This window comes from Sporomusa sphaeroides DSM 2875 (genome assembly GCF_001941975.2).
GTDB lineage: Bacteria > Bacillota > Negativicutes > Sporomusales > Sporomusaceae > Sporomusa > Sporomusa sphaeroides.
This window is the reverse complement of the sequence record NZ_CP146991.1, coordinates 1,170,971-1,196,878: the sequence shown is the minus strand read 5'-3', so window position 1 is coordinate 1,196,878 and position 25,908 is coordinate 1,170,971. Positions and strand designations below refer to the sequence as shown.

At 49.9% G+C, this 25,908-nt stretch carries 21 protein-coding genes and 1 riboswitch; of the genes, 1 reads left to right on the top strand and 20 read right to left on the bottom strand.

The window, feature by feature from the left end; all coding sequences use genetic code 11:
• Positions 1-91: 91 nt before the first annotated feature.
• The 8 genes from SPSPH_RS05175 to SPSPH_RS05140 all read right to left on the bottom strand — a co-directional run bounded on the left by SPSPH_RS05175 (position 92) and on the right by SPSPH_RS05140 (position 11,499).
• On the bottom strand, positions 92-1,378 hold the full coding sequence (locus SPSPH_RS05175; protein WP_075753875.1) for a homocysteine synthase: 1,287 nt from the start codon (positions 1,376-1,378) through the stop codon (positions 92-94).
• A gap of 83 nt (positions 1,379-1,461) precedes the next feature.
• A complete protein-coding gene (metX, locus tag SPSPH_RS05170; RefSeq protein ID WP_075753873.1) occupies positions 1,462-2,664 on the bottom strand; it encodes a homoserine O-acetyltransferase MetX in 1,203 nt (400 codons plus the stop codon).
• A gap of 107 nt (positions 2,665-2,771) precedes the next feature.
• Positions 2,772-2,881, bottom strand: a riboswitch (SAM riboswitch).
• Positions 2,882-2,996: 115 nt separating this feature from the next.
• Positions 2,997-5,291: a xanthine dehydrogenase family protein molybdopterin-binding subunit gene (locus SPSPH_RS05165; RefSeq protein ID WP_075753871.1), complete on the bottom strand. Its 2,295-nt coding sequence runs from the start codon at positions 5,289-5,291 to the stop codon at positions 2,997-2,999.
• 24 nt (positions 5,292-5,315) lie between these two features.
• Entirely contained in the window at positions 5,316-6,164 is an 849-nt protein-coding gene (locus SPSPH_RS05160) for an FAD binding domain-containing protein (protein WP_075753869.1), read from the bottom strand.
• On the bottom strand, positions 6,161-6,637 hold the full coding sequence (locus SPSPH_RS05155; RefSeq protein ID WP_075753866.1) for a (2Fe-2S)-binding protein: 477 nt from the start codon (positions 6,635-6,637) through the stop codon (positions 6,161-6,163). Before SPSPH_RS05155 ends, SPSPH_RS05160 begins: the two co-directional genes overlap by 4 nt.
• 69 nt (positions 6,638-6,706) lie before the next feature.
• Complete coding sequence (locus tag SPSPH_RS05150) at positions 6,707-8,317, bottom strand: BCCT family transporter (protein WP_075753864.1); 1,611 nt, start codon at positions 8,315-8,317, stop codon at positions 6,707-6,709.
• A gap of 142 nt (positions 8,318-8,459) precedes the next feature.
• A complete protein-coding gene (locus tag SPSPH_RS05145; protein WP_075753862.1) occupies positions 8,460-9,983 on the bottom strand; it encodes an HAL/PAL/TAL family ammonia-lyase in 1,524 nt (507 codons plus the stop codon).
• 13 nt (positions 9,984-9,996) lie between these two features.
• A complete protein-coding gene (locus SPSPH_RS05140) occupies positions 9,997-11,499 on the bottom strand; it encodes an HAL/PAL/TAL family ammonia-lyase (RefSeq protein WP_075753860.1) in 1,503 nt (500 codons plus the stop codon).
• A gap of 277 nt (positions 11,500-11,776) precedes the next feature.
• On the opposite strand from SPSPH_RS05140, the gene SPSPH_RS05135 reads away from it, so the two are divergent.
• The gene (locus tag SPSPH_RS05135; protein ID WP_075753858.1) at positions 11,777-13,159 is read left to right on the top strand and encodes a sigma-54 interaction domain-containing protein; all 1,383 of its coding nucleotides are present in this window, start codon (positions 11,777-11,779) and stop codon (positions 13,157-13,159) included.
• A 385-nt stretch (positions 13,160-13,544) separates the two neighbouring features.
• Here the strand turns inward: SPSPH_RS05135 and SPSPH_RS05130 are convergent, their stop codons facing one another.
• From SPSPH_RS05130 to SPSPH_RS05075, 12 genes are all read right to left on the bottom strand, one after another.
• Positions 13,545-15,182, bottom strand: a complete 1,638-nt coding sequence (locus SPSPH_RS05130; protein WP_158027047.1) for a sigma-54 interaction domain-containing protein — start codon at positions 15,180-15,182, stop codon at positions 13,545-13,547.
• Between the two features lie 140 nt (positions 15,183-15,322).
• Positions 15,323-16,072, bottom strand: a complete 750-nt coding sequence (locus SPSPH_RS05125) for a class I SAM-dependent methyltransferase (protein WP_075753856.1) — start codon at positions 16,070-16,072, stop codon at positions 15,323-15,325.
• The gene (locus SPSPH_RS05120) at positions 16,056-16,841 is read right to left on the bottom strand and encodes an ABC transporter ATP-binding protein (protein ID WP_083945412.1); all 786 of its coding nucleotides are present in this window, start codon (positions 16,839-16,841) and stop codon (positions 16,056-16,058) included. Before SPSPH_RS05120 ends, SPSPH_RS05125 begins: the two co-directional genes overlap by 17 nt.
• Positions 16,838-17,863, bottom strand: a complete 1,026-nt coding sequence (locus SPSPH_RS05115) for a FecCD family ABC transporter permease (RefSeq protein WP_075753852.1) — start codon at positions 17,861-17,863, stop codon at positions 16,838-16,840. Before SPSPH_RS05115 ends, SPSPH_RS05120 begins: the two co-directional genes overlap by 4 nt.
• A 21-nt stretch (positions 17,864-17,884) precedes the next feature.
• A complete protein-coding gene (locus SPSPH_RS05110; protein ID WP_075753850.1) occupies positions 17,885-18,988 on the bottom strand; it encodes an ABC transporter substrate-binding protein in 1,104 nt (367 codons plus the stop codon).
• A gap of 11 nt (positions 18,989-18,999) precedes the next feature.
• Complete coding sequence (locus tag SPSPH_RS05105; RefSeq protein WP_075753848.1) at positions 19,000-19,803, bottom strand: DUF364 domain-containing protein; 804 nt, start codon at positions 19,801-19,803, stop codon at positions 19,000-19,002.
• Between the two features lie 38 nt (positions 19,804-19,841).
• Positions 19,842-20,615: an ABC transporter ATP-binding protein gene (locus tag SPSPH_RS05100; protein WP_233138884.1), complete on the bottom strand. Its 774-nt coding sequence runs from the start codon at positions 20,613-20,615 to the stop codon at positions 19,842-19,844.
• Between the two features lie 58 nt (positions 20,616-20,673).
• Entirely contained in the window at positions 20,674-21,072 is a 399-nt protein-coding gene (locus tag SPSPH_RS05095) for an ExbD/TolR family protein (protein ID WP_075753844.1), read from the bottom strand.
• Entirely contained in the window at positions 21,050-21,670 is a 621-nt protein-coding gene (locus tag SPSPH_RS05090) for a MotA/TolQ/ExbB proton channel family protein (protein WP_075753842.1), read from the bottom strand. Before SPSPH_RS05090 ends, SPSPH_RS05095 begins: the two co-directional genes overlap by 23 nt.
• Positions 21,671-21,708: 38 nt before the next feature.
• A complete protein-coding gene (locus tag SPSPH_RS05085; RefSeq protein WP_075753840.1) occupies positions 21,709-22,704 on the bottom strand; it encodes a FecCD family ABC transporter permease in 996 nt (331 codons plus the stop codon).
• Between the two features lie 3 nt (positions 22,705-22,707).
• Positions 22,708-23,811, bottom strand: coding sequence for an ABC transporter substrate-binding protein (locus SPSPH_RS05080; protein WP_075753838.1), 1,104 nt, complete (start codon positions 23,809-23,811; stop codon positions 22,708-22,710).
• An 8-nt stretch (positions 23,812-23,819) separates the two neighbouring features.
• A complete protein-coding gene (locus tag SPSPH_RS05075) occupies positions 23,820-25,895 on the bottom strand; it encodes a TonB-dependent receptor (RefSeq protein ID WP_083945409.1) in 2,076 nt (691 codons plus the stop codon).
• Positions 25,896-25,908 lie beyond the last annotated feature (13 nt).

Here is a 25,908-nt window from a genome sequence, read left to right as displayed (position 1 = left end):
TTATTGTATACCTTATTCACTTTACCAGTAAAATATACCTTAGGCATACATAGGATTCCTTACGGCTATAGGAGGAAGAAATATAGCTTCACTACTTGCTGGCGGCTAAGGCTTGCGCCAAGTCATCAATCAAATCGGCTACATCTTCAATGCCGACAGAGAGGCGAACCATATCATCAGATACGCCGGCACTGGCCAATTGCTCGGAGGATAACTGGGAATGGGTGGTACTGGCCGGATGAATAACCAGTGACTTAGCATCACCTACATTAGCCAGCAGCGAGAATAACCGGAGTGCATTAATGAACCTGCGTCCGGCTTCCAGGCCGCCTTTGATGCCAAAAGTCATTATGGCACCGGCGCCTTTGGGCAGGTATTTCTTTGCCAGATTATGATCCCGATGGCTTGCTAATCCGGGATAGCTGACCCAGGATACCAGTTCATGCTTCTCCAGATAGCTGGCAACAGCCAGTGCATTTTTGCTGTGCCGCTCCAGCCTCAAGTGCAGCGTTTCCAACCCCTGCAGGAACATAAAGCTGTTGAACGGACTCAGGCAGGCGCCAACATCCCGGAGTACCTGCACCCTGAGTCTGATAATATATGCAAGCTTGCCAAGGGCTTCGGTATACTTCATATCATGATAGCTGGGGTCCGGCTCTGACAGCAGCGGGAACTTGCCATTGCCCCAGTCAAATTTGCCGCCGTCAATAACCACACCGCCCATAGTGGTGCCATGACCGCCAATAAACTTGGTTGCCGAGTGGATTACAATATCGGCACCAAAATCAATTGGGCGGCACAAATACGGAGTAGCGAAGGTGCTGTCAATCATCAGCGGTAAACCATGATTATGCGCTACAGCAGCTACGCTCTCCAAATCCAGCACATCAATCTTGGGATTGCCGATGATTTCAGCATACACTGCCTTGGTTTGGGGCGTAATGGCAGCGGCAAAGTTTTCCGGCTTGCTCGGATCAACAAACTTAACCTTTATCCCTAACCGCGGCAACGTGTGGGCAAATAGGTTATACGTTCCGCCATATAATGTCGAGGAACTGACAATCTCATCACCGGCCTGGGCAATATTGACAATGGCTGCAACAATGGCCGCATGGCCTGAGGCAAAGGCCAGCGCCCCCACACCGCCTTCTAACGCGGCTATCCGCTGTTCAAATACATCATTTGTCGGATTCATAAGCCGGGTATAAATATTGCCGCTTTCCTTCAAACTGAACAAATCGGCTGCATGGTCGGCATCCCGGAAGTTGTATGCGGTAGTCAGATACAGCGGTACCGCCCGCGAACCGGTTGTTGGGTCAGGCTGCTGCCCGGCGTGTACGGCCAAGGTATCAAAACGTAGATTTTCTGGCAATGTCATAATCATCCCTCATTTTATATGTATTTTGTATATAAATATCGCTTAGGAAATGCCCCTGTCTTACACTGGCCGGGCTTGCTGCCTTACACGGAAACGTCCGGCACCAGCCTGGCCCCCAAATAAGCCAGGCTGGATGCTCTGAACTTAATCCACTGCCTAATAGGTACCACGGCAGAAACCGGCAGAACTTTATTAATAAAATTGGTCAGTATGGGCCTGAGCAAATGAAAATCAATGAGAAATCCATCATGCCCATGCGGGCTGTCAATGATGGCAAAGTCGGTGCATACACCTGCTTGCCGCAGGGCTTTCGCTAATTCTTCCTGCTGGTGCGGCGGATATAAAATATCAGAACTTACTCCCACTACCAGTATTCTGGCATCTATTCTTGCCAAAGCCGCTTCATAAGAAGAATAGCCGGTACCAATATCAAAGAGGTCCAATGCTCGCAGCAAATACAAATACGAGTTGGCATCAAACCTTTTTACCATGCCTTCGCCCTGATAATCAAGATAATTTTCAATTTCAAATTGTCCGGCCCGCGTCCGCCGGCCAAACTTATATGACATAGACAACTCGCTCTGATAGGTAATCATCCCTAAGGCCCGGGCAGCAGCCAAACCCTGCTTGGGTCCCGGACTGCCGTAATAGTCGCCATTTTGCCACGCGGGGTCAAGCGTGACGGCTTGGCGGCCTACACGGTTGTAAGCAATAGCCTGTGGAGAGGAATAGCCGGGTGCGGCAATGACAATCGCTGCATCCACAAAGCCAGGATAATCAACCGCCCATTGCACTGCCTGCATCCCGCCCATTGAGCCTCCCACCACCAGGGATAAGTGCTCAATCCCTAATATATCCAGCAGCCGTTTCTGGACCCGGACCATATCTTTGACGGTAATTTCCGGAAATCTCATGCCATAAGGCTTGCCGGTGGCAGGCTCAAGCGAAGACGGGCCGGTAGTCCCTTGGCAGCCGCCAAGCACATTGGCACAAATAACAAAAAACCGGGTGGTATCAAGCGGCCGGCCTGGGCCAATTAAGGGTTCCCACCAGCCCTGCTCATCATATTGGTCATGCGCCGCAGGATGGCTGTCACCGGTTAATGCATGCGCCACCAAAATTACATTGTCGCGTCCTTCTGACAGCTGGCCGTAGGTTTCATAAGCTACCGTAACCTGCTCTAAACAACCGCCCTGAACTAAATCCAGCGGCTGCTCAGGTGTCGTAACTTGAGCCAGCTTAAGTTGCGGCCGCCATCTAAACCCCGGAAAAAAGGTAACAACCATGATATCCTCCCTCCTACTATAATGATTAGACCTAATTGGTTTCATGCAGAAGAGCTAATAAAAAACCCCCTCTGCAAAGAGGGGGCAAACCGGCATACATAAAGCCCCTCTCATCTCCCAGGAATATCTACTGATTCCTGCTGGAATTAGCACCACTGCGCATTGCGCCGGTTGCCGGGTGTCATCGGGCCAGTCCCTCGACCTCTCTGGATAAGAGTTCAATATTAATTTATTGGTAGATGTATATATGATACCTAACCCAGGATACATTTGTCAAGTATATCCGGGGTACAATGTTACAGTTTTTCATCCGCACTCCCCAAAACCTGACACTACCGAAGTAATGTACGGTTACTTGCCTGCCGGGCCGTAAGCATTGCCATAATTTTATCCGGGGTAACCGGCAGAATTGTGAAGTTGGCGGCAAGCGCATGGTTAATGGCGTTTACGGTAGCCGCCGTAACGGGGATTGTTGCAAGTTCACCCACACTTTTAGCTCCATATGGTCCATGCTCTTCGCCCTCTTCAATTAAGAGGACTCTGACCGGCGGCATATCGGGTGCATTAACCAGATGGTACTTACTAAAGCTAGCGCCACCGGCAACACCTGTCCGGGCGTCATAAGCAATATCTTCGCTGATTGCCAGCCCCAGTCCCATTTGCACACCCCCATGAATTTGCCCTTCTACAAAACCGGTATTGATGGCCTGGCCAATATCATGTACGGCTACAACGTCCACCACCTTGACAAAACCGGTATAAGTGTCCACAGCCACTTCGACGAAGTTTACAGCATATGAACCGGGGTTGGCCGGGGATCGATAGGTAATGGTACAAATAAGCTCGACCTGATTTTTTTGCTGAATAGCAGCCGCCATTTGTCCATAGCCGATTTTCTTTTCCGGTTCGCGGCTGGTATAGACCATGCCATTTTCAAGCAATACCTCTTCCTCACTGCACTGAAATATTTTAGCCGACTCCCGGATCAGCAGGCTGCGCAATTCCTCGGCAGCCTGCATGGCATTGGCGCCGCAAACGTGGATAACCCGGCTGGCCTGGCAGCCGATATCATAGGGACTAATATCAGTGTCAGCCTCAGGCGCCTCAATCATATCAAGCGCAACCTCCAGCACCTCGGCCACAATCTGTTTCATGGCGGTTACCGTGCCATTGCCCAGGTCGTGCAAGCCGGCATTAAGCATAATACTGCCGTCTTCGAGCATTCTTATCGTCATTGTGCCAAATTCCTGGTAGGCTCCGTAATAGCCGTTACCATGAGTGGCACAAGCCATGCCTACACCGGTCTGCCATCGCCCCTCAGGCTTAGTCCTGTTCCATTTCTCACGCCAGCCAAAAGCCTCGGCGCCTTTGTGCACACAATCGATAATCCTGGCATTGCCCAGATTAGGCCCGCCGCCCGGATCAGCGTCAAAGGGGTGTACCAGATTTTTCAGCCGAAATTCAACAGGGTCCATTTGTAAACGCCTGGCCACATTATCCAGATTGATCTCGGCAATGGTTTGCACCTGCGGCGATCCATAGCCCCGCGCCGCTCCTGCTATGGCCGTATTGGTATGCACGGCTATGGCCTGATAATGCTGGCTGGGAATACGGTACAGCCTGGACAGCTTTTTGCCCATCGCATAACAAATGACACGGCCATTGGAAGTATAGGCCCCTGTATCGATAATATGCTTCATGTCCCGCGCCATGATCTTGCCTTCAGGACTTACCACGGTTTTTACATAACCGATGGTCTTGGTTCTGGTCCGGGTGGCAATTATACTGGCCAACCGATCAAATTCTATCTTTACCGGCCTGTTCAAATCTTTGGCAAAGAAGGCGCAGTACGGCTCAAGGGTTATTTCCTGCTTGCCGCCAAAAGATCCGCCGATGGGAGTTTTGATAACCCGGATTTTATGATAGGGCAGCCCCAGGACTTTGGCCACAATAAGCCGCACAGAATATACGATCTGGCAGGGACTATGCACCGTTATTCTCCCTCGATGATCCGGTGCGGCAATACATACGTGATTTTCCATAGCTGCATGATGAATTTTAGGAGTTTCTACCCGGTCTTCGACTACTATGCCTTCCGGTGCCGCCATGGCAGCTGCCGTATCGCCATAGCTGGTTTCCATGGTAAAAAACGGGTTGCCGCTGTCATGGACAGCAACCTGGCCGCTGAGGGCATCCTCCGGATCAATAACCATTGGCAAGAGTTCATAGTCAGTCTTTATGAGACTTGCAGCAGTTAGGGCCGCCGCCTTGGTTTCGGCAACCACCGCCGCTACCGTATCACCAATAAAACGAACAACCTCGGGGAATAGCTCCTGATCTTCAACTGCATTCTGACCGGCAAACCATACTTGCGAGTTAAATCTGATTTGCGGCGCATTGTCACGCATATATATTTTTACAACGCCAGGCACAGCCATGGCCTCGGAAATGTCAATATTCTTAATCCGCCCATGCGGAACCTGGCTGAACACCAGGTGAGCATGCAGCATCCCGTCGATAGCCATGTCGCCGGTATACCGGATTCGCCCGCTTGCTTTGGCTGCTCCATCTTCGATGGGTATTGACCTGCCGACATATTTGAAATTACGCGCCGGTTTGTCTTCCATCCCGTTCCCTCCTAACAAAATAAATTAATTCCTGTTACAAGCGGCAAACAAAAGCCCGGTCAAGTCATGAGCCAATCCCCTCACGGCTGCCTTTTTGTAGGGATGGGAAGCCCGGCCTGTTATCATCTCATCTACCGTTTCGGCCAACAGCAATGATAAGTTGGCAGCAAAACTTTCGTCAACTACCTGCTGGCTGAAAAATTTTTGAATGGCAAGCGGACATACCGGCGTTTTGCCCAGAGCGCCCATAGCCACCTTGCCCTCGACAATCATGTTTTTACTGCTGTCATAAATAACCTGGGCGGCCAAACTCATCTTAGCAATGGTCACCTGAGACCGACTGCCAACTTTTACGAACCCGCTGCGGCTCCCGGCAGCAACCGGAATAACAATTTCAGTTATTAATTCTTTCGCCGGAAGCCCGTTTAGGGCTTGTGCCAGGGTTAGGACACGCGCGCCCTCCGGTCCGGCAGTATGGATGCCGGCATTATAGACTGCCAGCACCGGCAGACTGTCACCGGCAGGTGAGCCACTGGCAATATTGCCGCCGATTGTCGCCCGGTTTCTTATTTGCACCGAACCTACCTGACCTGCCGCCTGCGCCAGCGCACCGGCTTTGGCTTTAATAACCGGACTGGCTGCAATAGCAGCAAAGGTGGTGCCGCCGCCGATCCTGATTTCAGAACCTAAGTCTTTAATATACTTTAGCTCTGCCACCTGGGAAAGATCGATCACCAGTTCGGCATTATTTCCCAGGCCATTATTGATAAAATCAGTACCGCCGCTGACAAATACCGTTTGAGCCGGGGCATGGGTAAGTTCCTGTAAAACATCCTCCAGCTTGGAAAAACCCGCAATCACACAGCCGGTCATCTGCTTTGGCCTCCGTTCATCCCCTCGGCAGCAGACTTAACTGCTTTGATAATATTTACATAGCCGGTGCACCGGCAAAGGTTCCCGGCAAGGGCCTCTTTTATTTCAGCTTCGGTTGGCTTAGTGTTTCTCATCAATAAGGCCTTACTGCTCATAACCATACCTGGTGTGCAATAGCCGCATTGTACGGCACCATGCTGGACAAAGGCCTGCTGCACAGCATCAAGTTCACCGCCAGACGCCAAGCCTTCAATTGTCAGAATTTCGGCATTTCTGGCCTGATAAGCCAGCACCATGCAGGCATTAACAGCTTCGCCACTCATAATAACTGTACAGGCACCGCATTCGCCTTCACCGCAGCCTTCTTTGGCACCAGTCAGTTTCAGCTTTAACCGCAACAGGTCAAGCAGCCTTTCCTGCGGTTCTACCGCTAACGTGTGCGGCTTTCCGTTTACCGTAAGGTCAATTAGCATTTCTTCCCTCCTGTCAGTACCATAAGGGGAAGACTGTAAAGTTACAGGCTTCCCCGGAATACCGCCCGTTTACTCTTCTTCTGTCGCGTCCAGCACATCACTGGCTGTCTTTTGACCAAAGAACACCTTGACTGCCGCGATAATTTGGAACAGGAATACAAAGAGCACCAAAAATCCGCCTGCCGTTGCCAGCGCCTTAACGCCGTCAACACCCTGAGCGCCGCCGCCGAAGGCTGACATAACCACAGCCACGACGCCGATGATAATGCCCCAAATAATCTTAATAAAGCCGGGAGGCTCGGTACCGATGGGAACATCCTTCATGCACATGGAGCCTACATTTGTCAGGGTGGCATCAGCCGCCGTAACAAAGGAAATGATGATGATAAAGATATTCACAGGAATAACGATGATCCCAAGACCGAAGGGAAGATGCTTGAGAAACTCCCATAGAGCCATAACTGCGCCGCCCTGGTTGATAGCACCCACCAAGTCAGCCGTGCCGGACATCTGCATGTAGAGTGCGTTGTTGCCCCAGATACTGAACCATACCAAGCCGAATACAGAAGGAAGAATCCAGTTGACAACGAGAAATTCCCGAATGGTGCGTCCTCTGGCCATCATGGCCAGGAAGATGCCGGTTACCGGTGCATAGGCGATCCAGCAGGCCCAGTCAAACAAGGTCCAGGAACGGGTGAGGGCCGCGCCGCCTATATCAATGGGATCAAGTCCCCACAGCCAAAAGTAATGCAGCCATTCGGCCAGACCGGCAGTGCTGTTGCGCAGAATGAACAGCAGGGGGCCGGTGAATAGCAGCAGAGCCAAAATGCCGTAATAGAACCAGGCGTTGAGATTGCCCAACACCTTCAGCCCCCTGTCCATGCCGACATAGGAGGAGAATGTGAAGACGAAAATTAGCGCCACACCGATCATTACAAACAGCGACAGGCTTTCCTGTATGCCGTAGGTGCGCAGGCCGGTAACTACCAGAGTAATGCACATGGCAAGGCCGCCGCAGATACCCACACCCAGAGCCAGCATGGACAGGCAGTCCACAGAGGCAGCCAGAGCGCCTTGGGTAATCCGCTTGCCGAAAACAGGCTGGAGAGTGGCGGTAACATTGAGCTTTTGCTTTTTATTAAAATATAGGTAGGCCACCAGTACGCCGCACAGGGCATAAATTGAATAAGGCATAAAGGTCCAGTTATAAAAGCTGCGTCCCATGGCAAATCGTGCCGCTTCGGCGGTAAAGGGCTTGATGCCTAAAGCATCCAGTTCGCCCCAGACATTGCCGTAATAAATCAGTGGCTCATTGACGCCCCAGGTGACAATGCCTGTGGCCACGCCGCCGGTGAGGGTCATGGCAAACCAGGTCCAGAAGGGGTATTTGGGCTGGGCGTCTGCGCCGCCCAGTTTGATGTTGCCCAGCTTGGAAAACGTGATAATGGCCACCAGAATGGTGCTGCTCATTAACACATACTGGTATAACCAGCCAAAGTTCTCCAAAGACCAAACAAAGAACGCCTGGGAGCTTTCGGTCAGCGCCTTGTTGTTTACAATTCCGATGATTGCCGCAATGCCGAAGAGAATGACGCCTGGAATAAAAACGTCTTTGCGGACACCGTCCAAAAGCCCCTTGCCGGAGTTCTTTTCTACCGGAGTATGGGTTTGTGTACTCATAAGCTCTGCCTTCCTTTCACCAATAAAATATTAGTCCTGCTTACAACCCCTCTGCGCGAAACTGCAACCATCACCTCCAACGTATTGAATATTGAACAACCATTCGACCTCCCCGCTCTCAATTACCAAGTGCCGGGAAAGTCTATTTCATAGGGCCGATGATTTCCTCGGCCAGTTCAACCAGCCTTCCGGTATGAATCATATCCCGCAGAAACTCGATGTGAGGGTGTAGAAAAAGATCCTCCTTCATCACAGGTACCGATTTGCCGATGTCCTCCAGAATGCGAGCTGTTACCTTGCTACGGGCAAGAGTTGGGTCTAAAAATTGCTGTGCCTGATAGCCTGAAAGCAATTCGATCGCCAGAATATACTCCAACTTTTCCACTACCTGCAGCGCCTTTTTCGCAGCATTGTACCCCATAGCCACATAATCCTCCTGGTTACAGCAGGTGGGGGTGTTGTCGATGACAGCGGAGGTGGAGAGAATACGCATGTCGCCCAACAGTCCCGCCTGGCTGTACTGGGCAAGCATCAGGCCGGAATTCAGCCCCGGATTATCCACCAGAAATGCCGGATAGCCTGACAGGCTCTCATCAATGATGCGGTTGTTGCGCCGCTCCGACATTTTGGCCAGCATAGTGGAGGCGATGGCGGCGCTGTCCATGGCAATGCCTACATAAGCCGAGTCGCAGTTGCAGGCGGAAATCACGTCGGCATCGCCGTTGTCATCCCAGATGATGGGGTTGTCGCAGCAAGAGTTCATCTCAATTTCCAGCGTTCGCCTTGCGTCATAAAAGGTCTTTTTAGAGGCGCCGTGAAGCTGGGGAATACATCGCAAGGACAGAGCGTCCTGCAATCTTGTACCCTCAAAGTGTTTGAGAACAGCAGAGTCGGAGAGAATACGCCTCACATTTTCGGCAGTACCGTCCTGCTCCGGGTGGGGGCGCACCGACATAACCCGCGGATCAAACGCCCGCATAACACCCCTGAGCACCTCCAGGGAAACCGCCCCAATGATGTCGGCACTTTTGGCCGCCTGAATCATATCGTACAACGCAAGACTTGCCAGTGCCGTCACCGTGGTGGTGCCGGACACCAGTGCCAGACCCTCCTTAGCGCCCAGCGGCAGGGGAGCAAGCCCCGCCTGTTCCAGGGCGTCTTTCCCGGACATCAATCGACTCTCAACATATGCCTGCCCTTCGCCCATGAGCACCAGCGCCAGGTGGGCTTCGGGGGCCAAATACCCTACCGAACCCTCCCTGGGCATCCAGGGGGTAACGTTGCGGTTGAGCATTTCCCGCAGCAATTCCAGCAATTCCAGTCGTACGCCGCTGTGGCCCCTGCCCAGATTTTGCAACACCATCAGCATGGTGGCCCGGGCTTCCTCCACGGTGTAGGGTGCTCCTACCGAGGTAGAATGGGAAAGCACAATGTTGCGCTGCAGCTGCTCTACCTGCTCGGCGTTGATTACCCGGGTGCTCAGGGAACCAAAACCAGTGGTAACACCATACATCACCCGGTTTTCATCAACAGCTTTTTCGATCAGTTGGCGGGCCCTGGTAACCCGCCGGCAATATTCAGGAGAAAATTCAATCTTTGCCCCAAAGCGGGCGATTTGAAGAAATTCTTCCAGATTCAGCGGGGAGCCCAATGTAATGACAGTCATACTATTCCTCCTCTCACTCCCGGATCAGGGCGGTCAACTCGCCGCTTTGCAGCAACTCGCATACCGTTTGAATGTCCTGGGTGATATTGCGGTCGGTTTTATAAAAGGGCAGTACCTTGCGGACTATTTGGAACGCCTTGCCGGTATATTGGCCGAAAGACAGCTTTTTCCGGTATTCCATGGCCTGTGTCGCATGTATCAGCTCAATGGCGAAAATGATGTGCAGGTTCCGGTATATCCGCCGTAAGTTCTGCACAGCATAGGTGGCGTTGGTGGAAGTGTCCTCCATATCCCCCGCCAGACTGAAGGTGTCCATTGAGCAGGGATTGCACAGATGGCGGATTTCCGCATCCAGGCTGGTAAAGGTTTTTTGCAGAGTGGCGAAGCAGAGAACATCCACCTCCGGGGCCAAAAAACGGGGGAGATTGGTGTAGTTGGGGGTGACCAGCTTAATAAGCCGCATACAGGCGGTTTTGGATACATGGGACAAAGCGATAGCCAAGCTCTCTACCCCCAGCACCCAGTTGAGGGGGTCAAAGTTGGCGGAGGGACTTATCTGCCGGTCTTCCAGCAGCAGGCAGGGGTTATCGTCGGTGGTGTTGAGCTGGATTTCCAGCCGCTCCTTAGTATAGGCCAGCATTTCCCTGGCCGCCCCGGTAATTTGGGGAGTGCTGCGGTAGGAAAGGGGGTCATGTACTGCCTTTTTGGGGTCCACTTCATAGATATAGCTGCCCTGAAGATAGCGGCTGATACGCCTGGCACTTTCCCGCTGTCCGGTAAAGCGGCGCAGAGCGTGGTTGCGGTCATCCAGGGGGGCGGTATTGCCGTTGAGGCCTTCCAGAGACATAGCGTAAATCAGCTCACTCAAATCCAGCAGTTCTTCAATATCCTCCAGCAGCAGGGCGCAAGCCCCGGCACTCAGGGCATTGGAGCTGACAATGGCAAGGCCGTCCTTGGGACCAAGGGTCAGCGGCTTCAGACCAACCTTGGCAAAAGCCTCGGTGGCGGGCATTTCCCTGCCGTTCATCCGCACGTTCCCCTCGCCGATAATGGCAAGGCCTATATGGGAAATAAGGCCTATATCCGCCTGGCCTACCGACCCCTTTTCGGGAATCAGGGGATGTATGCCGTGATTGAGCATGGCCATATACATTTCGGGAATTTCGGGGGAAACGCCGCAGCAGCCGGTAAGCATGGTGTTAAGCCGGGCCACCATGGTTGCCCGAACGTCCTCGTCGCTGGCATAAGGCGGAACACCTATGCAATGAGATCGGATCAGGTTGCAGTTATACTCCCCGAAAAATTGCTTGAACACCTTTTTATCCTTGTTTTGACCCACTCCCACATTAAACCCGTAGATAGGATAATCGGCGTCCACCAGGTCGAATACCAGCTGGCGGGCGTCAGCCAGGCGCTGCCGGGCCGTGGGAGTAATCTCTACAGGCGCCCCACACCGGGCTATCTGTAATACCTGTGCGGTTGTCAGTTCCGCGCCACTCAGAAAAACTTTATTCATGCCTCTGCACCCTCCGGTTCACAATATATATTCATGCATTGTTTTTTACTTGGTATTGCATAATTCATGCCAATGTAAGGTTTACAACAGATAAGCCATTGCCCCCTGGGAATCCCTGTATGTAAGGCAACATCTCTGAAAACTACGCTGTTAAGCAGCAGCAAGCATTGTTTATAACCGCATCAAAGTGTTGCGCATTATTTTATTGCATTACCTCTTTACTCCCAGGCGTATATTGGATAAAATGTTGTTATTATTGGGAGTGGGTAGGTAGAATATGGATACTATTGATAAATCATTATATTTGCAGGCTATTGCCAATTACATGCAAGATGCGGTATATGTCATCAATCAGCATGGTGACGAATTGTTTTATAATAATCGAATTGAACGTTTTGAGCCTTCCCAGCGAAAGGCTATGCTTGAAGAACTGCGCAGTGTATTTATTACAGGCAGACCGTCCTTTGACAAATATAAAAAATACCGTACCGTAGATCACCGTGAAGTACACATGCTGTCAACTGTAATACCCATTAAACGTGAAGGTGAGATTGTTGCCGTTTGTTCAATCAATAAAAATATTACTGAAATGGCCCATTTACTTAACAAGGTCTCTCAGCTGCAGGAGCAAATACAAAGTTACTGCGGCAGCAGCAATCGGCTGCAAAACGGCACCAGCTACGATTTTTCCTGTCTGGTTGGCGAAAGCCCGCAACTCACCAGGCTTATTGACAAAGCCAAAAAAGCGGCACTTAGCTCAGCCCCCATATTGCTAACAGGTGAGACCGGTACAGGAAAAGAAATTCTTGCTCAAAGCATCCATAATTACGGACCCGCTGCGGCGCAGCCGTTTGTTGCCTTGAATTGTGCAGCCATACCTGAAACCTTGCTGGAAAGTATGATTTTTGGCACAACTAAAGGTGCTTTTACCGGCGCCGAAAACACGCCAGGGTTATTGGAACAGGCCGGAAACGGCACTTTGTTTTTAGATGAGATCAACAGCATGAGTTTGGTACTGCAGGCAAAAATGCTGCGGATTCTTGAGGAGAAAAAGTTCCGCCGTCTGGGCAGCCATCAGGAAGCTACCGTAAACTGCCGGATCATCAGTTCTACCAATATTGACTGCCACAAGCTGCTGGCTGAACACAAGATGCGGGAAGACTTCTATTACCGCATAGCTGTTGTGAATCTGACTATTTCGCCGCTCCGCGAACGACGGGAGGATATTTTGCTGCTTGCCAGCTACTTTATCAATAAATTTAATAAAGTCTATGGCAAACATATAACCCGGCTTTCAGCCGATCTGGAAAACCTATTGCTTGGCCATACATGGCCAGGCAATGTTCGCGAACTATGCCATGTGTTGGAAAATGCGGTTAGCTTTTCAGATAATGAGGCAGCGTTAAGTTCAGCCTATCTTCCTGATTATTTTCATAAACAAGTACTGTCGCCCCAACCCAATGCCTTTCCTAAAACAACCAAACAGTCGTTACCTCAGACACTTGACGAATTAGAACGTAAGCTGATTATCGACGCTCTCACAGCAAGTAAAGGCAATATTACCAAAGCTGCTTTGACACTGGGCATACACCGGCAAAATCTGCAGGTTCGCATTAAAAAATTAAATATTACTAAGAGTGTGCTTTTTGCTGCCGAATAAAGAACTTGCCCCCAAAACAACAGGCAGGGATGCCACTTCGTACTTTAAGGGATATTACATTACTAGTGCAAAATCCATGCCAAATATTGCTGCAAGTCCTTGTTAAACGCAACATGTAACTAAATATACAGAATCTAAGCACTTTTTTGTCTTTTTCTTGTAATTTAACAGAAAAAATGTGAGTAATTTTTAATAAACTACTCACATTTTTCACCAAACTATCTTTTGTTTCAATTTGCTAGCAAGCAAAACCGTCATTTTTCCAGCTTCACAATATAATTAGTGCCAACTTTTTTTGCATTATAGATCAGCCTTAGCAAAAACCGTTACCAACTCAAACATAACAGACGCCAAATAATTTGGCGTCACCGAGAAAAATTTTACACTACCACTCGCAAATGTTTAATTTCTTCATCCGGTACTGCAGACTCTGTCTGCTCATACCCAACTGCCGGGCACTATGAGTAATATTTCCCCTGTTCGCAGTCAGCGTCTGACAGATTAATTCATATTCAAACCGTTCCATACGCTCATCAAAAGTCCCTGAACCTTCTGTTGCATATCCTTTCAGGTCTTGGCATTGCGAGGCTGCACAGCCTTCATTTTCCAACGCTCTTAAATAACCTGGAAGACAATCAAGTGTCAATATGCTTGCATCATCTGCCGCACGGTTAAAAGCATATTCAATAACATGATGAAGCTCTCTTACGTTTCCCGGCCACTCGTATTGCTCAAACACAGCAAGTACTTCTTGCGCAATCGTTACTTGTTCCCGATGATATTGCTTACACAATTCATCCAAAAAATGTCGAGCCAGCAGCAAACTGTCTTGAGAGCGGTCCTTCAAATCAGGAAGATCCATTTTGATAGCCGATATCCGGTAATAAAAATCCATACGGATTTTTTGCTGCTTTATAAGCGCATTAAGGTCCTCATTTGCTGCCGAAATAATTCGCACATCACATTGTATATATTTGCTGCCGCCAATACGCTGAAAACGTTTTTCCTGCAGTACCCGCAAAAGCTTTACCTGTATTTCCGGACTAATGGAATTAACTTCATCAAGAAAAATAGTCCCGCCATTGGCTGTTTCAAACAGCCCCGGCTTGCTGACACTGCCTGTAAAAGCCCCTTTTTCCGTGCCAAAAAAAATACTCTCAAACAGATTACCAGGCACAGCACTGCAATTAATATCAATAAAAGGCTTATATCTTCTGGGGCTAAACGAATGAATACCTTGTGCCACAAGCTCTTTGCCTGTTCCAGTGGCGCCCACAATAAGAATTGCCGAGTCAGTAAGCGAAACTTTTTTAGCAAAATGAATAAGCTCCCGCATGCTTTCCGCTTCATGCACAATATCATCAAATGTATACATAGCCGCTTGGCCGTCAGGTCCAGTACTGCCAATATATGCTTCCAGATTGAAGGTCCGTTTTTCCAAACGTTTTAATACAGACAAATCACTTTCGAATACAACAGCCCCATACAAATAATTATCAATGATTAATGGATACCCGGAATTTATGGTGGTTAAGGTCGTCCCATTTTTCATTTTAAACCGGTCACAGCGATTGGCAACCGGCTTTTTAGTTCTTAAAATTGTCAGAACCGTGCTATATTCTTCGTTGACATCATAAATATCCAGCAAGTGTTTTCCCTGGTATTCCTGGCTGTCATAACCCTCCAGCATTTCACTTGCCGGATTGGCAAACAAAAAGTACCCATTCCGGTCATATACTTGAACCCCTTCAGACATAAGCCTGCTAATCTGCTGATAAAATTCAAGAAGCACTCCGTCACTGCTTACATACAACACCTTTTCCCCTGCTTCAGCGGCGCACTGATACCGGTAAAAATTATTATCCAGCTCTACCATTCCGTACTCTTTAAGCGGAGCCCCCAGCACATGGTCAATTTCCCGCCCGATCAATTGGGTATCTGCAAGAAGCACAGGGTGTCTGCCAATTTGCTGCAAAGCTTTTATGCGGCACTCATTATCAAGTTTAATGATCAAATCAAGCATAACCATTACCCCCTAAGGCTTCCACAAGTCACTTCAATTAGTTGTTTCCGCAAACAGATACTTTTTCATAAAACAGTATTTAGCCTTTAAGCACAAAACTCCTGCTGATTCTGTAAAAATCAGCAGGAGTTTTGTGCTTGCTACGCTTTCTCGGCCGCCACCGCAAACATTGAGGCCTTCGTTTTGGTGGATGCGCTGCTGTATGGCCGGTTTACTTCTGCCAGCCCAAGTCTCCTGTCCAGATCAGGCTCGATCCGGATATGACGTACGCCTAATTCACTCAGCACCGCTACGTCCCAGCCGGGACGCTTTTCCCATGCGATCTGACAGGCTCCGGCAATCTCGTTTCTCTCCCTCAGCTGCTCCAGTGTCTGGGTCGGATGGGTGGGCGTTTCCTTGTTTTGGTCCGCTTCCCGAAAGGCCTTTCCGTAATTGGCGTCCAGATTCAGCAGGATTCCCCCCGGCCTTAAAACCCGGTGCATATGGAAATACATCCTTTGAGCGTCTTCGACAATCCACATTACATTCCGGGTAATAACAAAATCAAAAGAATTGTCCGCAAATGTCAGGTTCTGCGCATCCATTTGTCTGAAATCAATTCCATTTCCCCCTCTTTCTGTAGCGTTTTTCCGGGCTTGCGCCAGCATTTCCGGGGAAAAATCCACTGCCGTTACCCGGCATCCCAGTTTTTGCAGAATCAACGCAAAAAATCCCGCGCCGGTTCCGATATCCAGCGCTTCCAGCGGTTCCTGCTTCGCCGGCAGAAATTCCAGCAGGAAATCTTCATACGATTGCCGCGCGACCGACGCGAATTCATTCATCCGCAGAGCGCTGAACTCCGGCGCTCTGCCTGACCAGTAAGCATTTGAACGCTCAGATACATTCTTCATGAAACCCTCCCGGCACACAAATTCTTTTCCTGCCAACGCTTTCCACACTGACCCGGATATTATATAAATCCGTCAGGTTCCGGTCTGTAAGCAACTCCTCCGAATTGCCGATTCCAATCATTTTCCCGTCTTTCAGAATCGCCGTAAGGCTGTTTAATTCCAAGGGATGGTCCGGAAAATGCGTAGTCATTAAAACGCCCGTTCCATTCGCTGCAAGCCGCTTAACAAGTTGGATAAAACGATACTGGTTGCCAAAATCGAGATGGGCTGTGGGTTCGTCGAGAATCAGGAGATCGGGTTCCTGGGCCAGCGCGGAGGCAAGCATCACCAACTGCCGCTCTCCGCCGGATATGTCCGTATACGGTTTGTCTTTCAAGTGTCCGATCTGGAGGAATTCCAGCTTTTCCATAGCAATTTTTCTTTCCATTTTCCCCGGATTGGCCAGGTACCCCATCCGGGAAATCCGCCCCATCATGACAATATCGAGGACCGGAAACGGAAACGCAGGGTAGTGATTCTGCGGGATATAGGCAATAATCCTGGCCAGCTCCCGGGCATTGTACGCGCCGGCTTGTGCATCATTAATAAAGACGCTGCCGCTTTGAGCTCTCAATTCATTGATCATACACCGCAGCAAGGTGCTTTTTCCTGTTCCATTGGGTCCCAGGATACAGAAAACCCGGGGTGAGTGATATTGAAAAGAGATATCTTCAAAAATCTTTCTGCTACCGTCATAGGAAAAGGTCAGGTTCCGTACCTCCAGCTTCATTCCCATCTCACCTTGCCTTTATAAATAAAATAGATAAAGACCGGTGTACCAATAATCCCTGTTACCACTCCCAGCGGAATCTCCGCCGCCGTTACATTCCGGCAAATATCATCGATCAACAATACATAGCAGATTCCCAGCGACAGGCTGACCGGCACCAGTTTACGGAAGTCATGCCCCGCAATAATCCTGGCCAGATGCGGAATCACAATGCCGACCCAGCCGATTACCCCTGCCAGGGATACCACCAGCGCGGTCAGGACGGAGCAAGCCAGGATGACAACGGTCCTGTTTTTTTTGACATCCACACCGTAGGATCTCGCCTCCTGATCCCCCATGCTCAGGATGTTGATTCGCCAGCGCATCAGGAAAATGACCGTCATCGCCGGAAGGTAGAGTGGCAGGATCATCGCCAGCTTCTCATACGTCACGCCCGACAGGGTTCCCATCAGCCAGAAGACGATTTGTGGCAGCTGTTCATACGGATCGGCCACATATTTGATCAATGCCACCAGGGACGAAAACAAAGCGCCCACCAGCATGCCTGATAATACCAGGGTGACCGTTGATCTTCTGGCCTTGGCAGCCAACAGAAAGGTAATGCCGATGGAAATCAGCCCGAAAGCCAGCGCAGAAAGCTGAACAAAAAAGACGTTCAGCCCCGCCCCGGAGGACAAAAGAATGGCCAGAGCGGCACCGAAACCCGCACCGTTAGATACACCCAACGTGTAAGGAGAAGCCAGCGGATTTCGGAAAAGCCCCTGGAAAACGGCTCCGGCCACAGATAATGCTGCCCCGACCAGAACGGCCCCCAGAATTCTGGGCATTCGGACCTTCCAGATCATGTTCTCAGCAAGAGGATTGTCTACATAACCCGTGCCGAGGAAGTTGTCGAGAACAATCTTAACAACGTCGAAAGGGCCAATAGGATATGGCCCTAACATTAATGATGCGATAAACAAAACGACCGGCAGCAGAATCAAGACAACCCCAAGAGTTATATTTCCGACTTTTTTATCCATGCGCGCCTTTACCGCTTCAATTTATATCGTTCCCGTAAAATTGATTCCGTAAATTTCTTTGTAAAACTCCTTGGCCTTGACTTCTACAATATCCCGTTTAATTTGATCAGGATAGAATTGATACGCCAGCCACAGCTCACCCAGGGCAATGGAATCCGGTCCCGGATTTCCCCAGGGCTTGGTCCAGTATGGGGCGAGAATCACCCTGTTTTCTCTGACCGCCTTAATGTCCTGCCATTTAGCGTCGGCCAGAATGCTGTCATAAACACTTTTGTACCGGTCCTGAACCACAATGACATCCGGATTCCACTGCGCAACTTTTTCAAAGCTTACTTCCTTATAGCCTTTAATCTCTGCCGCAGCGACGTTGACCGCCCCCGCTCGTTCCAGCTGGCAGCCGACATACTTGTCCGAACCATAGGTCATATTGTTTTCATTGGCAATAAAGACACGTACCTTCTGATCGCCGGACATATTTTTCAGCTGGTCCTCCACATATGTTCTGTTGGCCACAGCGAAATCCCATATCTTAACGGCCTTGTCCGTTTTGCCAGTGACTTCCCCCAGCTTCCTGACGGCCCACTCACAACCTCTCGTATAAGCAACATCGGCATTGGCCAACTCCGGATTCTGCGCCTCTTTCTGCTTGCCTTCTCCGCGCAGGGTAACGGTCATGACCGGGATGCCCAAGTTCTCCAATTGTTGGATATATTCCTTCTTAAACTGCGCAGCGACAATTACCAGGTCGGGATTCAGCTTGGCGACCTCTTCCACATTGCAGTCTTCCAGCGACCCCGGCGTCGGCAAGGCTTCTATTCCCGGGAAAACATCTGTTATATATTTGCCCAACAGGCTGTCCCACTTGGATACCACGCCCACCACCTGATCCTGGGCACCAAGCATGGCTAAAATGTCCAGAGAATGATGCTGCAGGACTACAATCCTCTTGACAGGGGCTTTTACAGTGACTTTGCGGTCATTTTGGTCCAAAAAAGTAATTTCGGTTTGTTTTGGTGTCTTTTCCTGCGACAGTGTTCCTGCGGTCTGGTTCGCACACCCGGCCAAAGCAAGTGCAACAATAAGCATAAAAACCAAAACAAAGGAACATTTTTTCAAATACATCATTTTTCTCTCCTTTAAGCTAATGCTTGTCTATACTCAGGTGTGTTCCTGAAAATCGAATAATCCTTAGCGGCAACCTGAACCATTTTTGCCCCTGTATCGAAAAACTTTTGCCGGTCTCCCTCCTGCATCAATTGCCATACTGTCTGCTGCTCAACCACAGCGGTTCCTGCAAGCATATCAATGCCGTACTCGAACAGGACCGGGCTTAATGGTGTACTGGGGCCTGCCAAAACCACAAAAGCATTGCGGCTCAATTCCAGCAGCCGGGGCAAGGTCTTATTAATCAGCGTAGTCGCGGTAATAAACACAAAATCCTGCTGTGGCAAGATATATTCGCAGGCCGGATCAGGATAGTCCCCCTGCTGCGGCCGGCGTTCCAAAATGGATAACTCACACAACGGTGCTAAGAGCTCCAAATCCCGGAAGTGGCCAATGACTGCCACCTTTTTTCCGCGAAGCTGTTCTCTCATCTGGACAAACACATCCTTGGACGGCTGTTCTTCCCACTTTACGGCTAATGTCTCCTCCAGCCGCTGCGGTGTGTTAATTACCGAGTTAATTGCCGCCAAACCCATGGCAGCCTCAAAATAATTCCAGGATTTGACCCATTGAGCGACCGCCTTTACCGGAGCTCCGTTAATTTTACCGGTAAAGCAGTAATCCCGGCTGCCCTCCGGCGGAGTCATGGCAATCCCCACACCTTTAGATCGTACCAAGAACCAGGATAACCCGGTTAAACATGCTTCAATCCTCAGATCATCAGGGATTGAAGCAATCAGTTTGTCGTAAATATCCCACTTGGACACCTCACCCATGCTAGAACCACCTTTTTATAATAGTTGTCAGTTATTGGCTAAATCAGCGGCAAACACACCTTCAGTGCTTTTGACTCGCCGGTATCGATTTCAACCACCTTAACCTTTGTCATGTACAGATCGCTTAATACCGTGTCGGTTACCACACTGTCCGGGCTGCCCAGCGCCACAATTTTCCCCTGCTTCATAATCATCACCTGATTGCATAGCAGAAAAGCATGGTTGGGAAAGTGTGAAGTCATAATAATCGAATACCCCTGCTTGGCCAGCTTATCAATCACGCGCAATATCCTGACCTGATTGCCATAGTCAAGACTGGCTGTCGGCTCGTCCATAATGAGCAGCCTGGCCCGCTGCGTCAGCGCCCTGGCAATGAGCGTCAATTGCCGCTCGCCGCCGCTGATACGGCTAAACAAGGCCTCCGCCAGGTGCGAAATACCCAGTTCAGCCAGACTCTCCTGTGCAATGGCATAATCTTCCCGGCCTGGCACTGCGGTAAAGTCAATATGCGGTGTGCGTCCCATAACAACAATATCAAGCACTCTATAGGGAAATACCGTCGCGGCTGCCTGCGGTACATAGGCCAGATCAGCAGCCAGTTCCTTTGCCGGTATTGCATCGATCTTTTGACCTCTGAGCCTGATACTGCCTGTCCGTATTTTGGCAAGCCCCAATAAGCACCTGAGCAAGGTCGTCTTGCCGGCGCCATTTGGCCCCAGGAGACAAATAACATCCCCCTTGTCAACGGCAAAAGAAATATCTGTGAGCAGATTGCCTGCTGACGGGTAAGCAAAACTGAGATTCTCAACCACAAGCAAGTATATACCGCTCCCTTCTATTCGCAGGTCCAAATTTCGTAACTCAACTCCGTTAGCGTCCCTTCTCCCTGACCGCTATTGCTATCTTAGCCACTCCGGCCCGCTGAATTTCATCCATTACCTCCACTACCTGTCCATGGCTGACTTCCTTATCGGCCTGAATGGATACGGCAGCATTTTTTGCACCGGTTAGCAGCGCCGTCAGTTCGCCCTTAGCCACCGGCCGGCCATCAACCGCAATGCGCCCATCCTGGGCAATTAATACCGTAATATGCTGCGTCTCCTGACTCTTGGCCGCTGCCTGGGGTAAATTTATGGTAAAGCCCGGATAGACGGTAACAAACGCCGTTGTCATCATAAAAAAAATAACCAACAGCATCATTACATCAACCATTGGCGTCATATCAATATGGACGCCGATCTGTCGTTTATTTACCTTGCGTGGCAACATTATTCTCCCCTTTTGCCTTTAATAAAGACGAAAACTCCTTTATCCTTGACTCCAGGATGCGCAGCCGCCGTTCCACCCAGTTGCGGTAATGATTGTGGCAGACAATGCAGAATATGGTGACAAACAAGCCGGCAGCCGTGTTATACAGGGCTTCGGCAATGCCCTCAGACAATAACTGGGGATTGCCTGCCCCGCTGACCGCCGCCACATGGAAGGTTTTTATCATGCCTAATACTGTGCCCAATAACCCCAGGAGCGGCGCGATTGTGGCAATTGTCGCTAAGATATACAAATATTTCTCCAACCGCATGCTCTCGCTGTCTAAAGCAGTTTCGCCGGCAAGCTCCATTTCCTCGCTTGCCGTCAGATAGTTCCCGTACATAACCAGCCACAGCCTTGCCAGCGGTCCGTCACCAGTGCCAAAGGGTCTGGCACTGCCGGCGGCAACTGCTTGCCGTAAATCCGGCATGTATATTTGGTCTTCACGGGCTACCTTCCGGTAAAACCACCACCTTTCAATGACAATCGTCATCGCCAGCAGCGAACAGGCAATAATTACACAAAACGTAGCTCCGCCTTTAGCCACAATGTCATACATCTAAAAACCATCTCCTTAGTGTTGCTGCCAAACCTATTTCATTCCAGACCCCTTTTGCTTCTGGCCAGTAAAAAAACAAAGAAGGGCGCCCCAATTAAGGCTGTAAGAATTCCGACCTGTATTTCTACTGAAGCAAGGCTGCGGCTTAAATTATCCATTATCAACAGATAGGCGGCTCCCAAAAGCATAGACACCGGCAGTACTATGGCAAAATTTGCCCCAAACAGCATTCTGGCTATATGGGGAATCAACAACCCTACCCATTGGATAATACCGCCAATACTGGTAGCCGCCGCTGCCAGCATGGTAGCGCAGGCCAAAATCACCAAACGGGTACCCCGGACATTGATGCCGAGTGTACGCGCTTCTTCTTCGCCAACACTAAGCACATTAATCTGCCAACGCATGAAATATAGTACTGCCATTGGCAGCATTATGGGAAGAAAGAGCAATAGTACATCCTGATTCGTAACCTTGGAAAGCCCTCCCATTAGCCAAAAGCTGATTTCAGGCAGTGTGTTCATGGGATCGGCCATATATTTCAGCACCGAAACAAGGGCCTGGAAAAAGGCAGAAACTACAATACCGGCCAATACCAGCGATATGGTTGATTTATTGCCGAACCACGAACTGATCATAATGGCGCAGGATACCGCAAGCAGGCCAAAAATAAAAGCCAGCGACTCCACCCATATCCAGGACAGGTGGAAAACCATCCCCAAAACTGCACCAAAGGCCGCGCCCCAGGAGGCCCCCAGTATTGACGGCGACACCAGGGGATTGCGGAATAAGTTCTGATAAGCCGCCCCGGCCACTGCCAGCGCACTGCCCACTAACAAGGCAGCCAAGATTCGCGGCAGCCGGATGTCAAACACAACGGTTTCCATAATATCAGTCCCGGCCGGCGGCAGTCCCAAGAGCTTGGCGCCCAGAATCATCACTACCATATCTGGGGCAAGGGGAAAACGTCCGACCAGAAATGAGCCGAAGAAGGCGATTACCAGTATCGCCAGCAATATCGAAATTTTCCACATAAGCTACTCTACTCTTTTCGCCCTGGCTGCCAGATCATCAAGTTCCTGTTCAGACAGCTGGTAGTGATAAAATAACGCATAAAACCGCTTAACTTCGGCACGGAAATCAAAAGGATAGACATCAGGGTACAATAAATTCGCCACCCATCTTATACCGATAAGCCGGCTTACCGCCGGCGGCCGGTCAAACCAGTTAAAAGGGCCTGTAGGAATTTCATATACCTGCCGCGCCTTAACCGCACGGACATTTTGCCATGATTTTTCACCCATAATTGCGGGGTAGCTGCTGCTTTCGCCATCGCGAAAATAGCTGATTAATACCACCTCCGGATTCCATGCCAGCACTTGTTCCATCGATACCGGACTCCGCCCAATAATACTGCCGGCCGGCAAACCGGGATCGGCAACATTCATGCCGCCGACAAATTCAATGATCTCGGCATGCCACGACCCCCGCGGCTCGGTTTCCAAACCGCGCCGGCCTTCGGCATAATACACGGTTACCGGGGTGCGGCCCTGTAACAGCGGCTGCTTTTCCGTCACCATCGCCAGCGTTTCCCGGCAATAGGCCGCAAGCTTAGCTGCCCGTTCCTCACGGTTCAGCACCTTACCGGCAAGCACAAAGGCCTGTTCTGTTTTAGTTAATTCTTTATCCAACAGCACCACCGGTATTTTGGTCAATCGTTCCAGTTCATCCGCATATTGCCTGGTAGTATCATTGATATCGTTTATTGTTAAAATTACGTCCGGCTTCATCTTCATAATTTCTTCGGCATTACTGGTCGAACCGCGGGTGGTCCAGGCAAGCACCGGCAAGTTCCGGTACTCCGGCAGGATATAGCCTGACTGATCTGCCGCCATGTGATAACCCCAGCCTGCCAACAGCTCGGGCGCAAGAGTATAAATCAACACACATTCGAGCGGTGATGCCGGATATACCTTCTCAATTTTCTGCGGCAATATAACCTTGCGGCCTGCCATGTCAATAATAACCCTGCCTGAACCTGGCGCCGCGCCCGAATCCACAGCACTTTGCCGGCCGCACCCGGTTAAGAGCATGAGCAAGCTGATGCAAAGCAAGATGATCAGTGTGCTTAACCTTTTCATAAACCCTCCTACATTTTCATGCTTATGCCGGCCATGAAGTTAATGCCGTCGCCCCGTTCGTCATATTTATCCCAGTATTTAGTGTCAAACAGATTGTTGATATGCAAATAATAGGACAGATTGTCATTCTCCTGATAGTTGAAATTAAGATCTACCGTATGATAGCTATCCAGCTTCTTATAGATATTTCCATAGTTGTTGGGTGTACTGACATCAGTATTGCTAACATTGCCAAAGTAATGACCGATCAAGGTAGCCTGGAGCTTGTCCACCGTGTAGGTTGCACCGTAATTGAACATACTGTCAGGCAAATTGGCGGCATCGGTGGTAACCCCGGCATTCGTGTCTTCCGCCTTCAAATACGTGTAATTAACAAAGCCCTTCAGGCGTTTGCTGATCTGTTGGTTATATTCCAGCTCTACTCCCCGTATCTCGGTTTTAGCAATGTTGCGATATTCCGTTTTTCCCGGCAGTCTGTCAATCCGGTTATCAATATCATTTTTGAAAATAGCAATGTCCAGTGATGCTTTTTCATTAAGCTTGTGCTTCCAGCCGATCTCCTGGTTGGTGGCCTTTTCAGTCCCCGGAACGGCATAACCAGCCTTGCGATTAGCGTTAGCCTGCTTGGCGGTAACAAAGTTATGGGTTTTGCCTGCCGAAAAACGCAGCGTATTTTTCTCATCCAATTGATGGGTCAGGTTAAATACCGGATCAGTGGTAGAATCGTCAATATCTGCAAGTTCTGCCGGTGTTTTCCCCGGAATGTTGTCAAAGGCTTGCGTTACCTTGTCATGGCGCACGCCTGCGGTCAGATTGGTTTTGCTGTCAAGCTGCCAGCTATCCTGCAGGTAATAACCAATGCGCTTATCGCTGCCGCCGTCAGTGATACCGCCTGGATTTAAACTTCTATTTTCGCTGGCATCCCAGTCAAGCTTGCTGTATTTGGCGCCAAAGGTGACGGTATTGTTCCGGGCTGCCTGCCAGTCGGCAGTAAGCTCCAGACCGTTGCCGCTTGAGGTCCAGTCACTGCTGTACAACTGCGGGTTTTTCTTGGTATTTACACCCAATTTAACGTTATTGCCATTAGTTACCTGCAGGGTATTGCGGTCAGTAACATGGTAAACCTTCACATCATATTTGAACCGGTCATTGACCTTTTGATCATACTGTACGGCAATATTGGTTTGTTTGAAGTCCCGGTATTTCCAGTCTTTTACATCTGTCGTACTGTTTTTATCTGGCTTGCTTTGATTAGGATCTGGAATACCAGCCTGGTCAAGAAATGTATCACCAGACCATTTATTGCCGGTGGCCGAGGTCTCTTTGCCGGTTTCCTGGTCAATGCCATTGGCAATGTCCCGGTCGGTGTTCATATACCAGCCGCTGATTGTCAGGTTCTGGCCCTCACCCAGCTTCCATTTTATTTTACCGTCAAAATACTCCTTATCAAACTCGGAGTGTCTCAGATACCCGTCGCCTTTGCTTTTGCCGGCGGCAAAGGAGTAGCTGGCATTATCATCACTGCCGCGGTAGGAGATGCTGTGGTCAAAGCGTTTATCAGAGCCTGCTGCCAAATTAAGCTGAAACTGGCCTGGCCCCTTGCCATCCTTGGTGGTAATTAAAATAACGCCGCCTTTATAGTCTGTGCCGTATTGCACCGGTCCGGGTCCTTTAATGATCTCAATCTTTTCAATATTATCGACAGGTATACCAGCCAAATCAGACGCCGAGTTGGAGGCGATACCTGATAAGGGAAACACCGGCAGCCCGTCAATATAAACCCTCGTCTGGTCGGTGGCCGCCCCCCGGATACGTACCAGCCGGGCATTCTTATCAGCAGTGGCCATATACAGCCCGGGTACCGCTTCCAGAGCCTCAGCCAGATTTCTTGCGCCGGTTTCCTTAATTTTTTCGGCGGTAATAACTGCTGTGGTCACTTGGTATTTCTCCAGGGATGTCGAGTGGACTTCCACGCCCTCAAGCGTGGCCTCATCGACCTCTTGTGCTGTGGCAAGCTGGAATGAGCTTAATAAGCAAACAGCCAGCACCGGGGGAATCATCCTTTTCTTGAAATTTTCTCTCATACCTACTCCTCCT